Raw genomic sequence first — 13,583 nt, forward strand, 5'->3', positions numbered from 1 at the left:
CATGACAAAGAACACAACCCCAATCGGCACAGGCTGGCACGCCATTGGCCGCGACGCCTTCATCGCGCGACGCTACACTAACGCACTGACCGCCTTGGGCGCCCCCAGCAGCCCCCGCATGTCACGGGCACTGGACTAAACCGCATGGAACTAAGACCCGCGACAACTGCCGATTGGCTGACCGACCGTGTGCTGCGCGGCATGTTGGGCACAGTGATGCGCCTGCCCTATGAAAAGCGCGTGCGCACCATGGGCCGGATTGTCGCCAACGGGATTGGACCGATCAGCGGCTACCGAAAACGCGCCGAAACCAACCTTGCGATGGTCTACCCCGATCAAACGCCAGAGGACCGCCGCGCAATGGCCACTGCCGTCTGCGATAACTTTGGCCGGACCTTGATCGAAAACTACAGCTGGCGCGAATTTGGCCCACGCCTCGCAGAAACTGCCCCAACGGGCGACGGGCTGAACGCGCTGGAAAACGCTCGTGCGACCAATAAACCGGTGATTTTTGTGACGGGCCATATCGGCAACCACGAAGCCCCGCGTCACGTTCTGACCCAAACCGGCCTCACCATTGGTGGCCTCTACCGCCCGATGGCAAACCCGCATTTCAACGCCCACTACGCCAAAACCATGTCGTCATGGGGCGGGCCTGTGTTCGCCCAAGGCCGCCAAGGCACCATCGGTTTTGCAAAACATCTGAAATCCGGCGGCATGGCGACGCTCTTGTTTGATGTGGCCAATAGCGGCGGCATTAACATCCCGTTCATGGGCCATGCTGCCCGCACAGCCACATCGGCGGCAGATCTCGCGTTACGCTTTAACGCCGAAGTGATTCCCTATTTCGGTATTCGTAAACCCGACGGTTTTGGCTTTGACGTGCATGTCGAAGCCCCGATTGCACCCGATACGCCCGACGCCATGATGGCTGAGATGACAAAACGGCTCGAAGCGCGGATCACCGCCACGCCGTCGCAATGGTTCTGGGTGCATCGCCGTTGGAAACAGCCCAAGACGCCCAAGTCTTAGTTGTTGATTTTAGCCGCGCCCACAACAGGCCCGTTGGTGCCAAGCTGCACAATCACCGCGACTTGCTCTGCATCGGTCACATCCGCCTCGTAGCTGACAGGGCTGGTCCCGTCCCACTCGCCCAATACGTCAATGGACTGGACTACGTTGGAATAAACGATTGTTTTTCCGGCATTTTCGCCGCGCACAATGTCGACGGTTTGCTCTGGCAGAATGCGAACAAGCTGGACAACATAGTCACCATCCACAGGCACCGCTTCAAATTCGGCGTCCACCGTCAACGTATCGCCGGACCAATCCAGCGCCACTGCGACAGGGTTTTCATGTCCGCGATGCTCTGCAATCAAATCAACCACAGCCATGCCACGTGCACCAACAACAAAGTCTTTGCCCGCCACAACAAACTGCGGTGTGTATATCGTCGTGTCACCCGTCGCCCGTGCATAATCTTGCTGGCGCAAGGTATGGGCAGGTTGCGCGAACACGTCTTTCCAACCAATATAATCCCAGTAATCAACATGTAGCGCCAAGGCGATCACGTCGTCACGCGCGGCCAGTTCCGTTAGCATTGCGTCTGCTGGCGGGCAGGACGAGCAACCTTGCGACGTAAAGAGTTCCACCACAACAGGCGACATATCCGCCACTGCGGGGGCTGCAAGGCAAGATGTCATCAGGGCGGCGGTCTGCAAAACGTGGCGCATTGTTGGTCTCATTTTGTTAGCGTGTATGCTATATCTAGGGAAAGTCACCGCCACAGGCCAATCAACCAATCGCGAGGACACTGTCATACTTGTGAAACGCGCCCGAAAGGACACGCATTTGTACCGTGGTATACAACGGAGGCTCCATTGTGTGCAACGGTATACAAAATAAGACTTGATCCCCCGCACCCCTTGGTGCAAAAGCCAAAGCAAGCCAAATCTTCCATTTTTGAAAGGGACAGCCATGACTGTAACCGTTGGCACAGATACCGCCAAAACCCGTAAAACCCTGACCGTTGGTGGCCAGTCCATTGACTATTACTCGATTCCAGCCGCCGAAGCTGCGGGCCTTGGTGACTTTTCCAAGCTGCCAGCCGCGCTGAAAGTTGTTCTGGAAAACATGCTGCGCTTCGAAGACGGCGGTTTTTCCGTGTCCGTGGACGACATCAAGGCGTTCTCTGAATGGGCCGACAAAGGTGGTAAGAACCCACGCGAAATCGCCTACCGCCCTGCCCGCGTTCTGATGCAGGATTTCACCGGCGTTCCAGCCGTGGTTGATTTGGCCGCGATGCGCGACGGGATTGTGGCACTTGGTGGCGACGCCCAGCAGATTAACCCGCTGAACCCTGTTGATCTGGTGATTGACCACTCTGTGATGATCGACGAATTCGGCAACCCGCGTGCGTTCCAAATGAATGTGGACCGCGAATACGAGCGCAACCTTGAACGCTACACGTTCCTGAAATGGGGCCAGAAGGCGTTTAACAACTTCCGCGTTGTTCCTCCGGGCACAGGTATCTGTCACCAGGTGAACCTTGAGTATTTGTCGCAAACTGTTTGGTCCGATACTGACCAACACGGCGTCGAAGTGGCCTACCCTGACACGCTCGTTGGCACTGACAGCCACACAACCATGGTGAACGGTCTGGCCGTTCTGGGTTGGGGCGTTGGCGGTATTGAAGCCGAAGCTGCAATGCTGGGCCAACCTGTGTCCATGTTGATCCCCGAAGTCGTCGGCTTTGAGCTGACAGGCGAAATGATGGAAGGCACAACAGGCACCGACCTCGTGCTGAAAGTCGTTGAAATGCTGCGCGCCCACGGTGTTGTTGGCAAGTTCGTCGAATTCTACGGCAAAGGTCTGGACGTGCTGCCATTGGCTGACCGTGCAACAATCGCAAACATGGCGCCTGAGTACGGTGCGACATGTGGCTTCTTCCCAATCGACGACGAAACACTGCGTTACCTGCGCAACACAGGCCGCGACGAAGACCGCGTTGCATTGGTCGAAGCCTACGCCAAAGCGAACGGTTTCTGGCGCGATGCGGATTACGCACCGATCTACACAGCAACATTGTCCCTCGATATGGGCACAATCGTTCCTGCGATTTCCGGTCCAAAGCGTCCACAAGACTACGTGGCACTGACCAACGCCAAAACCGCGTTCACACGTGAAATGGAAGAAACCTTCAAGCGTCCAATGGGCAAAGAAGTGGCTGTTGCTGGTGAAGATTACACCATGGAATCAGGCAAGGTTGTGATCGCGTCGATCACGTCCTGCACCAACACATCCAACCCATATGTGATGATCGGCGCGGGCCTTGTGGCACGCAAAGCAGCAGCACTTGGGATGGATCGCAAACCTTGGGTGAAAACATCGCTTGCACCTGGCTCGCAAGTTGTGTCCGAATATCTTGAGGCCGCTGGCCTGCAAGAAGACCTCGACAAAATCGGGTTCAACCTTGTTGGCTACGGCTGCACGACCTGTATCGGTAACTCTGGTCCGATCCAAAAAGAACTGTCCGACGCGATTGCCGAAGGCGATTTGGTGGCAACATCCGTGCTGTCGGGTAACCGCAACTTTGAAGGCCGTATCAGCCCTGACGTGCGCGCGAACTACCTCGCGTCCCCGCCATTGGTTGTGGCTTATGCGCTGGCTGGCACCATGGACATCGACCTGTCCACAGACGCAATCGGTCAGGACCGCGACGGCAACGACGTATTCTTGAAAGATATCTGGCCAACAAGCCAAGAGATCAACGAACTGGTCGAGAAAACAGTGACCCGCGAAGCGTTCCTCAAGAAATACGCGGACGTCTTCAAAGGCGACGAAAAGTGGCAAGCTGTGCAAACGCCAGATTCCGAGACCTACGACTGGCCAGCGGCATCGACCTACATCCAGAACCCGCCGTACTTCCAAGGCATGTCCAAAGATCCGGGCAAAATCACCAACCTCACAGGTGCCAAAGTTCTGGCCGTGCTGGGCGACATGGTCACAACTGACCACATCTCTCCTGCCGGCTCATTCAAAGACACAACACCTGCAGGTCAGTACCTGATTGATCGTCAGGTGCCTGTGCGTGAATTCAACTCTTACGGTTCACGTCGTGGTAACCACGAAGTCATGATGCGCGGCACATTCGCCAACATCCGCATCAAGAACGAGATGCTCGACGGTGTTGAAGGCGGCTACACCAAAGGCCCGGACGGCGAGCAAGCGGCAATCTTTGACGCAGCTATGGCGCACCAAGAAGCAGGCACACCATTGGTCATCTTCGCAGGTGAGCAGTACGGTGCAGGGTCTTCACGTGACTGGGCGGCCAAAGGGACGGCATTGCTCGGTGTGAAAGCCGTGATCGCTGAGAACTTCGAGCGTATCCACCGGTCCAACCTTGTTGGCATGGGTGTGATCCCGTTCGAATTCACAGGTGGTGATAGCCGCAAATCACTCGGCCTGACCGGTGACGAAACGGTTGCGATCTCTGGTCTCGACACGATTGAACCACTGCAAGAGGTTCCTGCGACAATCACGATGGCGGACGGCACAGTGAAAGACATCACTGTAAAATGCCGGATCGATACAGCTGTTGAGATAGAATACATCGAAAACGGTGGCGTGCTGCACTACGTGCTGCGGAACCTGTCCAAATCTGCGTAAACGAATTTTCGCGAAAATTCGAAAGGCCCCAAGCGGAGACGTTTGGGGCCCTTTTTATGGGACATATGTTTGGTCGGGAGAGCGATTTTTCGCGAAAAATCGAGGGGGCCAGCCCCCGCCCTGCGGGCTCCCCCGGGATTTAGAAGAAGTCAAAGAAGCTTAAAGGTCGTCGATTGCTGCGTTCAACGCTGGCAGGAATTGTTGCTCGACCACTGATCCGACGAGCGGTCCAACTTGGCGGTGCAGCACTGTGCCGTCTGGTCCGATGATGAAGGTCTCGGGTGGTGCCGTGACCCCCCAGTCGATGGCCGATCTGCCGCGCGGGTCAAAGCCTGTGGCAAAGAATGGGTTGCCGTCGTCTTTGAGATATTCGACCGCTTGGTCTTGCAGGTCGCGGAAATTGACGCCTGCCACACGGTAGCCTTGCGCGTCGAGTTCCAGCAGATACGGGTGTTCTGCACGGCATGGCGGGCACCAGCTGGCCCAGAAGTTCACGATGGTGACCTCGCCGGATGCGAGGTCTTCGGCAGTGAGCAACGGTAGTCCGGTGACGGATTCGGTCGGGAGTGGCGGTGCCGTTTGTCCCACAAAGGTTGATGGCAGTTGCCCCGGATTTTCGCGGAACATGCCGCTGAGGAATAGTCCTGCAAGGCCTGCGAATATCACCGGCGGAAGGATCAGCATTGGTGGGATTTTAGCCATTATTCTCAACCTGTTGCAGTGCAGCCTTAACCCGTTTGGATTGCAGGATGCTGACACAGATCAGCGCCCCCAGTAGCCCCAGCGATATGCCGTAGGACATCAAAATCTCAAACGCATATGTGCCTAAATCTGGCATCATGCTCTCCTTGCTCTTGCGTGTAGTGCTTTGATCCGTCGCATCCGTATTTCCGTGCGGGTCCGTAGCAGGACCAGCGCGAGGAACAGCAATCCGAACCCGATCATTGTGATCACCAGCGGTTGCCAGAACACGTCTGACACGTTTTTTTCTTTGTCCAGCGACAGCGATGCGCCTTGGTGTAGCCCTTGGCTCCAGAATTGTGCCGCATAGCGCGACAGGATCGCAAAGATTGAGCCCACGAGGCACAGGATTGAGGTGAGGTCGGCCGCTGTGTCGGGGTCTTCGATGGCGGACCACAGGGCCATGTACCCAAGGTAAAACAGAAACAGGATCAGGAACGACGTCAGTCTCGGGTCCCATTCCCAATATGTCCCCCAGATCGGTGATCCCCACAGCGCCCCTGTGGCCAGTGCGATCAGTGTCATTGTGATGCCCACGGGTGCTGCCGCTTTGGCTGCCAGTGCCGAGACGTGGTGTCTGCGCACCAGCCAGATCAGCGAGGCCACCAGCATCATCAGCCATGCGTTGATCGCCATCAAGGCCGCTGGCACATGCAGGTAGATGATCTTGACCGTTGATCCTTGGCGGAAGTCATCAGGCGTGAAGAAGAACCCCCAGATCAGCCCAACGGACAGGCACAGCGCCGCTGATCCTGCCACCCAAGGCAGCACGGGTGCCGTCCAATCCATGAACTTTTTGGGGTTTGCATATTCCCACAATGACATCGTTTTCCGTCTCTCCCTTGGTCGAACCCAGCATTAGCGCAGATTGACCCGTAATGCAGCAGCCGTCGCGAACGGTAGCACCGCAATTGACCCTAATGTGATCACGCCCAGTAGCATCAATGGCGTGGTCGCCGCCATCCCGTCTGCCCCCCTGCGCACCGCGTCCGCGCCCATGATCAGCGTCGGCACATATAGCGGGAGAACTAGTAGCGATAGCAAGAGGCCACCGCGTCGCAGTCCTACAGTTAATGCCGCCCCAAATGTGCCGATCATCGACAAGCCGGGTGTGCCGATCAGCAGCGACAGGATCAGGTAGGCGTAGGCGTCGGGTGACAGGTGCAGCAGGAACCCAAGGACGGGTGCTGCGAAGCACAGCGGCAGGCCCGTGGTGATCCAATGTGCAAGCGCTTTGATCACACTCACGCTTTCCAGTGGTAGCGGTGATGTGGCCAGTAGGCCCAGCGATCCGTCCTCGAAATCAAGCGCGAATATCCGGTCCAATGACAGCAGCGCCGCCAGCAAGGCCGCGACCCACAAGATGCCAGGTGCGATAATGCTCAGCAGGTCCGCATTTGGGCCAACACCAAACGGCACGAGCACAACCACGATCAGGAAAAACGCGAGCCCAAGGCCAAAGCCGCCGCCCGCCCGAATGGCAAGGCGCAGGTCACGGAGCAGTAAAGCCTTCACAAGAACGCCTCGTCGGACGCCCCGTCGTTATCGGCCTCTGTTGCTTTGAACGGTGTCAGGTCCAGTTCCGGCAGGTCCAGCCCGAGGTCGATATGGGTTGCGATCACCGCCGCCCCGCCTTTGGCAAGATGGTGGTCACGTAGGAATTTCGCGAAGAGTTTCACCGAAAAGCCGTCCAGCGACACAGTCGGTTCATCCAGCAACAACACGGGCCGTTTGACCACGGCCAAACGCGCGAGGCCTAACCTGCGCTTTTGTCCCGCCGATAATGTCCCAGCGATCCGGTCTTTCAAATCAGCGATATCGAAATGGTCGAACGCCGCGTCATCCAGCGTGCTGCCGTGGACTTCGGCCCAGAACGACAGGTTTTCGCGGACCGTCAGCGCGTCTTTGACACCGTCCGCGTGGCTCGCGTAGGCGGTTGTTTCAGGCGCGGCCAGAACCTCGCCCTTCAACGCAGGTTGCAACCCTGCGATGGTGCGCAGCAACGTCGTTTTGCCAATCCCGTTGGGGCCGCGCAGCACAAGCGCCTCGCCCGCGTTGACCGTAAATCCGACACCCGCCAGCACCGCCGCGCCGCCGCGTGTGCATGTCAGATCGCGGACGGTTAGCATGTCTTACACCGGCATCAGGGCCACCGCGACGCGGCGCCCTTCGGACAACAACACGTTGTAGGTGCGGCAGGCAGCGGGCGAGGCCATGACCTCGACGCCGATGCCTGCTTCTTCCAATGGATCGCGGAAATCGGCGGGGATATGTGCGATCTCAGCGCCAGTGCCCACGAACAACACGTCGATGTCGTCCTTTTTCGACAGGATCGTCGCCATGTCGCCGTACCCATCCCACGACACAACACCTGTGGAGAACGCGCAGATCGCACCGTCGAACACTTGTCCACCGATCCGAAAGAAACCCGGCCCGTAGCCGTCAATCGGTTTGCTGTCGTCGTAGTGGATTTCGTGCAGGCGCATTGCGGTCCCCTCTTAGGCGTCAATGTTGGCGTATTGGTTGCCAACGGTAGGCGACTTTTTCGACCAGTCGCGCTTGACGCCCAGCATCAGTAGCACGGACGACGCCACGAAGATCGAAGAATATGTCCCGATGAACACGCCCCACATCATCGCGAAGACAAAGCCACGGATCACATCGCCACCCAAGATAAACAGCGCAACAAGAGCCAGCATCGTGGTGACCGATGTCATCAAGGTCCGGCTCAGCGTTTCGTTGATCGAGATATTCAACACCTCTTTGAGCGGCTTTTGTTTGTACTTGCGCAGGTTCTCACGCACGCGGTCAAACACAATCACCGTATCGTTGATCGAATAGCCCACGATGGTCAGCAAGGCCGCGATAATCGCCAGATCGAACTTGATCTGTAGCTCCGAGAAAATCCCGATTGTCAGCACCACGTCATGCACAAGTGCGATCACAGCACCCACAGCAAACTGCCACTCAAAGCGCATCCAGATATAAAGCAGGATCGCCCCCACGGCCAAGGCCACAGCCACAAACGCGGTCTGGATCAATTCGCCCGATACCTTGGGTCCAACTGATTCCACGGATGGGAAGGTCACTGTCTCGTCAATCGCGAGTAGCACGTCTTTCACCGCGTCAATCGTGTCGATCCCGACGCTTTCCTGCCCGTCTTGGGCTTGGATACGGATCATGGCGACGTTCTGATCGTCCGCAAAGTTTGGATCAAACACTTCGGTAATGGTCACATCCCCGAGGTCCAGCGGGGCAATCGCGTCGCGGTATTCGCCCACGTCAATTATCTGCTCGGATTGGGTACGAATGGACGTGCCACCTTGGAAATCAATGCCGTAGTTCAGCCCTTGGGCCAAGAACGATCCGAAGGCCACAACAACCAGCACCGCTGACATGCCCAGCCACAGCTTTGCACGCGCGAAAAAGTTGAACGATGTGTTGTCTTTGACCAGTTTCAACACGCCACGGATCGGCAAATCTTTTGGCCGCTTGCGACCGTACCACATGACAATAATCAAACGGGTCACAAAGATCGCGGTAAAGACCGAGGTCAGAATGCCGAGACCCAAGGTGATCGCAAAGCCGCGCACTGGGCCAGAGCCCGCAAGGAACAGGATCAACGCCGTGATGAATGTCGTGACGTTCGCATCCAAGATTGATGACAATGCGCGCTCGTAGCCCAGCTCAATCGCGCGGGCTGATCCTTTGGCGGTTTGCATCTCTTCTTTGATGCGCTCGAAAATAATCACGTTGGCGTCCACCGCCATACCAATCGTCAACACGATCCCTGCAATGCCGGGCAATGTCAGCGTGGCACCAATCATCGACAACAGGCCAAAGATCAGGCCGACGTTGATAATCAAAGCGATGTTCGCAAAGATACCGAACAACCCGTAGGACAAGGTCATATAGATCAGAATGCCCAGACCCGCGACGATACAGGCGATTTTACCCGCATCGATGCTGTCTTGGCCCAACTCTGGTCCAATGGTCCGTTCTTCAAGGAATGTCAGTTCCGCAGGCAACGCCCCTGCCCGCAGCAATACGGCCAAGTTTGTTGATTCTTGGACCGAGAAATCACCCGTGATGATGCCGGACCCACCCGGGATATGGCTTTGGATGGTCGGTGCGCTGATAACTTCGTTATCAAGCACGATGGCAAACGGTGCGCCGATGTTTTCAAGCGTGTAGTTACCAAACTTACGCGCACCCGTCGGGTTAAAGCGGAAATTCACCGCAGGACGGCTGTTCTGGTCAAATGCAGGCTGCGCGTCGGTCAGTTCTTCGCCGGTCACAACAGGGCTGCGTTCCAGAATGTAATACAGGCCCGGTTGATCCAGCGATGGGACCAATTCGTTGCCCGAACCGGGGTTCGTGTTTGGATCGCTGACGCTGCCCACAACAGGCTGGAATGTCAGTTGGGCGGTGGTGCCGATCAGGTCTTTGACCTCTTCAGCAGACCCAATGCCCGGCACTTGGATCAGAATCCGTGATGTGCCTTGGCGCTGGATTGTGGGTTCGCGTGTGCCAACCTCGTCAATCCGGCGACGGATAATTTCGAGCGATTGCAAGATGGTACGTTCATCAACTGCGGCTTTTTCAGCGTCAGACAGCGTGACAGTAAACACGTTGCCGTTGGCCGATACGTCGATATTGCTGGCACCCGCCCCTGTCAGGCTGACAATCGGCTGCGCCAAACCGCGCACCAATGCTAATGCCTCGGACACGCCTGCTTCTTCGGAGATGGAGAAACGCAGCACATCTTCGGGCGCATCCAGATCACGCTGGACAAAACCAACCGTGTCACGTTCTGCGGCCAGCGTATCGCGGACCTCTGGCCACATGCCGTCGATGACGGATGCATAAACCTGATCCACCTGCACTTCGGCGAGCAAATGCGCGCCGCCGCGCAGATCAAGACCCAGATTAACCAGACCAGAGGGCAGGAAATCCGGCCAAAGGCCGTAATCGGCCTCTAGCTGTTCGTTCGACTGGCCAGCCTCAACCAAGACCGCCGCATCATTGTGCTTTTCTACGTTAGAATAAAAGCCATTGGGCAAAGCCAACAAAAGACCAACCACGCAGGTCAGCCAGATCATGGTTTGCTTAAATGCGGAAATCTGAAGCATCGGTTGTGGCCTCCCCGGCCAAAAATCAAGCGCGTTTGGTCGCGTTTACTTGGCTGGTTCTGTCTTGCTCACAACGGTCGCGATTGTGGACCGAACAACGCGAACATTCACGCCTTGTGCAATTTCAACTTCAACTTCGTTGCTGTCGTCTTTGACTTTGGTCACTTTGCCCATCACGCCGCCTTGGGTGATGACCTGATCGCCCCGACGCAGCGCGGTTACCATCGCCTGATGTTCTTTCAGTTTTTTCTGCTGTGGGCGGATCAGCAAGAAATACATGATCCCGAAAATAAGCAGCAGTGGCACAAGTGATTGAATGCCGTCCATGGATAGTCCCCAGTCTTTATTGTCTATGGCAGGCAAGGCTGCCCACGTTTGATGTTAGATCAGGCACACAGCCCGAAGTCGCGGCACATTAGGTTGGAGCGCCCAAAATGGCAACGCGACATCTGCGCTTTTCGTGGTTCACAGCACCCTTTGTTTCAGGCATATGGGGGCACGTTTTACAACTTTCCAGACAAGGACTGAACAAATGCATGATATCCGCATGATCCGTGACAATCCCGCCGCCTTTGATGCGGCCCTGTCCCGCCGTGGCGATGCAGCTTTGTCGTCCGAGATTCTGGCGATCGACACAGCCCGCCGCGAGAAAATTCAGGCAGCCGAAAACGCGCAGGCCGATGCAAACAAGGCCGCCAAAGAAGTAGGCGCCGCCAAAGGCCGCGGTGACGAGGATGAATTCCAACGCCTGCGTGCTTTGGTCTCCGAGAAAAAAGCGGACATCGCGCGGCTGAACGACGAAGCCAAAACCGAAGACCAGCGCCTGACCGACCTTCTCGCCACGATCCCGAACTTGCCATACGACGACGTGCCAGACGGCGCTGACGAGAACGATAACGTCGAAGTGAAAACGTGGGGCAGCGTTCCTGACATGAGTTTTGCCAAGGAACACTTTGAAATCCCTGCCGCAATGCCGGGTTTGGATTTTGCGACGGCTGGCAAAACATCGGGCTCGCGCTTTGTGAACATGAAAGGCGCAGTCGCCCGCGTTCACCGCGCATTGGGTCAGTTTATGATCGACGTGCATGTCGAGGAAAACGGGCTCGAGGAAATCTCGACACCCGTTCTGGTCCGTGACGAGGCGATGTACGGCACCGACAAACTGCCGAAATTCAGCGAGGACAGCTACCAAACAACCAACGGCTGGTGGCTGATCTCAACCTCCGAAATCACGCTGACATACTCCGTCGCAGGTGACGTGCTCGAAGCATCCGACCTACCCCGCCGCATGACCGCGCATACGCTGTGCTTCCGCTCTGAAGCCGGTTCCGCAGGCCGCGATACATCCGGTATGTTGCGCCAGCATCAGTTCGAGAAAGTCGAGATGGTTACAATCTGCCACCCTGACACATCAGATGACGAACAAAAACGGATGCTGCGCTGCGCCGAAGATATCCTAGAGCGTCTCGAAGTTCCCTACCGCACAGTGCTGCTTTGCACAGGTGACATGGGCTTTGGTGCACGTCGGACCTATGATATTGAGGCATGGTTGCCCGGTCAAAACGCCTACCGCGAGATTTCTTCGGTTTCCACGACTGGCGACTTCCAAGCGCGCCGCATGAACGCCCGTTTCAAGCCCGAAGGCGGCGGCAAGCCTGAATTCGTCCACACGCTGAACGGCTCTGGCCTTGCGGTGGGGCGTGCTTTGATCGCTGTGCTGGAAAACGGTCAACAGGAAGATGGGTCCATCAATCTGCCAACGGCCCTGCACCCGTATCTGCGTGGCAAAACCAGCATCAGCGCTGACGGCACACTCGTTTAATCAGGTAGCAGCGGGTCCTTACCAAGCGCCCGCTGCACCGCATCCATCACGTTCGCCAGCGATCCGGGCCTGTAATTTGCGTCACAAGCAATCCGCGCCCGCGTCACCTCTGACACCGTAATCGGATCAGTTGGGCCGACGCGATCCCGCGAAAATCGCTCCATAAATCCGTCAAACATGCCGGCCTTTTTGCCGCGCACCGTTTCGCGCACGTTGTAATTGCCCGCAATCCGGTCGATCACCTCTGGCCGCATATCCAGCCCCGCATTCACAGCGCCCTCAGCGATCCAGCCAAAGCTTGCGGCTGCCAGCCCGTCCTTTTCAACGCCGCCACCAATCGTGCTGTGATCGCCCGGAAACCATTCTTGACGGTACGGCCACGTGCCAACCTGTTTGGGGTCCAACGACACATCATCCTCGCCCGCAATCGCGACCTTATTCAGTCTGTCCAGATTATCCCACAACGTTGGCGGAAACGTCCGCCGCCGCTCGTCAATCGCCACCGCATGACGGGCTGACAACACACTGCGCGACAGCTCCATGTCGTGGAACTTGTACTTTTTGTTCAGCAGTTTGGCCGCCGCCAGAAAACCCGGAACGCCCAAAGCGCCCACCGTATCCCAAACGCCCACGTATTTCAGGTTCAGCCTGACGCACAGCCCCGCTTTGGTCTGCACCCGCCAGTTATATTCGGCGTCGCTGGTGGCGGTATAAGGCGAAAAATCACGGCGGAACAGGAAGCTCTGCGGGTCGTCCGGTTTGGTGTTTTCATCACGTGACCGATAGCGGTCCAGTGCCTCTGACACCCGCCCCACCGCATCGCGCGGCGGGATACCACACGACCGGATCAAGCCCACGAGCGACCGCGCCGTATAGGCCCCGCGTGAAAAGCCAAAGATGAACACCTCATCCCCCGGCTCGTAGCAGAACACCAATGCACGGTAGACCTCTTCGATGTTCTCGGTCAGTCCCCAACCCAAGGCACCGCCGCCGAATTTGTCCAAAACTTTGGCCAGCTTGCTACTACCGCGCCCCGACCCCACGCCGATCTGATAAATCACCTGCTGGGTCATTCCGTCTTCGGCGGTCAGCCGCACCGCTTGCGCCATGCGAACCACGTTTGTCGGGTGCGGCGCGTCATGCCGGTTCCATGTGCCGTCGCAAAAGATCGCAATGCGTTTCATCGTGGGTGCCTCCGTTTTAGAAAGCCTGATAGATTT

Annotated in this window: 14 protein-coding genes; 4 read left to right on the forward strand and 10 right to left on the reverse strand. The window is 57.1% G+C overall.

All coding sequences use genetic code 11. From position 1 onward, the window contains the following. The first annotated feature begins 1 nt into the window (after position 1). Together FHS72_RS08530 and FHS72_RS08535 are read left to right on the forward strand one after the other, a co-directional pair. Positions 2-139 (forward strand): hypothetical protein, encoded by a 138-nt coding sequence (locus tag FHS72_RS08530; protein ID WP_183528048.1) that lies wholly within the window; start codon positions 2-4, stop codon positions 137-139. Between the two features lie 5 nt (positions 140-144). Beyond that, positions 145-1,032, forward strand: coding sequence for a lysophospholipid acyltransferase family protein (locus FHS72_RS08535; protein ID WP_183528050.1), 888 nt, complete (start codon positions 145-147; stop codon positions 1,030-1,032). On the opposite strand, the gene FHS72_RS08540 is transcribed toward FHS72_RS08535, so the two are convergent. Continuing rightward, positions 1,029-1,733, reverse strand: a complete 705-nt coding sequence (locus FHS72_RS08540; RefSeq protein WP_183528052.1) for a DUF1223 domain-containing protein — start codon at positions 1,731-1,733, stop codon at positions 1,029-1,031. The genes FHS72_RS08535 and FHS72_RS08540 overlap by 4 nt on opposite strands. A 244-nt stretch (positions 1,734-1,977) precedes the next feature. Between FHS72_RS08540 and acnA the strand changes: the two genes are divergently transcribed. After that, on the forward strand, positions 1,978-4,668 hold the full coding sequence (acnA, locus tag FHS72_RS08545; RefSeq protein ID WP_183528055.1) for an aconitate hydratase AcnA: 2,691 nt from the start codon (positions 1,978-1,980) through the stop codon (positions 4,666-4,668). 159 nt (positions 4,669-4,827) lie between these two features. Here the strand turns inward: acnA and FHS72_RS08550 are convergent, their stop codons facing one another. The 8 genes from FHS72_RS08550 to yajC are packed head-to-tail and all read right to left on the reverse strand — an operon-like array spanning position 4,828 to position 10,868. Further along, positions 4,828-5,370 (reverse strand): DsbE family thiol:disulfide interchange protein, encoded by a 543-nt coding sequence (locus FHS72_RS08550; RefSeq protein ID WP_183528057.1) that lies wholly within the window; start codon positions 5,368-5,370, stop codon positions 4,828-4,830. Continuing rightward, positions 5,363-5,509, reverse strand: coding sequence for a heme exporter protein CcmD (ccmD, locus tag FHS72_RS08555; RefSeq protein ID WP_183528059.1), 147 nt, complete (start codon positions 5,507-5,509; stop codon positions 5,363-5,365). Before ccmD ends, FHS72_RS08550 begins: the two co-directional genes overlap by 8 nt. Beyond that, the gene (locus FHS72_RS08560; RefSeq protein ID WP_183528061.1) at positions 5,506-6,234 is read right to left on the reverse strand and encodes a heme ABC transporter permease; all 729 of its coding nucleotides are present in this window, start codon (positions 6,232-6,234) and stop codon (positions 5,506-5,508) included. Before FHS72_RS08560 ends, ccmD begins: the two co-directional genes overlap by 4 nt. Before the next feature lie 33 nt (positions 6,235-6,267). Then, complete coding sequence (gene ccmB / locus FHS72_RS08565; protein WP_183528063.1) at positions 6,268-6,924, reverse strand: heme exporter protein CcmB; 657 nt, start codon at positions 6,922-6,924, stop codon at positions 6,268-6,270. Beyond that, complete coding sequence (gene ccmA / locus FHS72_RS08570) at positions 6,921-7,538, reverse strand: heme ABC exporter ATP-binding protein CcmA (protein ID WP_183528065.1); 618 nt, start codon at positions 7,536-7,538, stop codon at positions 6,921-6,923. Before ccmA ends, ccmB begins: the two co-directional genes overlap by 4 nt. A gap of 3 nt (positions 7,539-7,541) precedes the next feature. After that, positions 7,542-7,895 carry an Mth938-like domain-containing protein gene (locus tag FHS72_RS08575; protein WP_183528067.1) on the reverse strand — a complete coding sequence of 118 codons (354 nt, stop codon included), beginning with the start codon at positions 7,893-7,895 and terminating at the stop codon, positions 7,542-7,544. Between the two features lie 12 nt (positions 7,896-7,907). Further along, positions 7,908-10,541 (reverse strand): protein translocase subunit SecD, encoded by a 2,634-nt coding sequence (gene secD / locus FHS72_RS08580; RefSeq protein ID WP_183528069.1) that lies wholly within the window; start codon positions 10,539-10,541, stop codon positions 7,908-7,910. A gap of 45 nt (positions 10,542-10,586) precedes the next feature. Next, complete coding sequence (gene yajC / locus FHS72_RS08585; protein ID WP_183528071.1) at positions 10,587-10,868, reverse strand: preprotein translocase subunit YajC; 282 nt, start codon at positions 10,866-10,868, stop codon at positions 10,587-10,589. Between the two features lie 205 nt (positions 10,869-11,073). On the opposite strand from yajC, the gene serS reads away from it, so the two are divergent. After that, positions 11,074-12,363 carry a serine--tRNA ligase gene (gene serS, locus FHS72_RS08590; protein WP_183528073.1) on the forward strand — a complete coding sequence of 430 codons (1,290 nt, stop codon included), beginning with the start codon at positions 11,074-11,076 and terminating at the stop codon, positions 12,361-12,363. Here serS and FHS72_RS08595 read toward each other — a convergent pair. Further along, the gene (locus tag FHS72_RS08595; protein WP_183528075.1) at positions 12,360-13,547 is read right to left on the reverse strand and encodes a DUF2235 domain-containing protein; all 1,188 of its coding nucleotides are present in this window, start codon (positions 13,545-13,547) and stop codon (positions 12,360-12,362) included. The two genes, serS and FHS72_RS08595, sit on opposite strands and share 4 nt — an antisense overlap. Positions 13,548-13,583: the final 36 nt, after the last annotated feature.

It is taken from the genome of Yoonia ponticola, from assembly GCF_014199395.1.
GTDB lineage: Bacteria > Pseudomonadota > Alphaproteobacteria > Rhodobacterales > Rhodobacteraceae > Yoonia > Yoonia ponticola.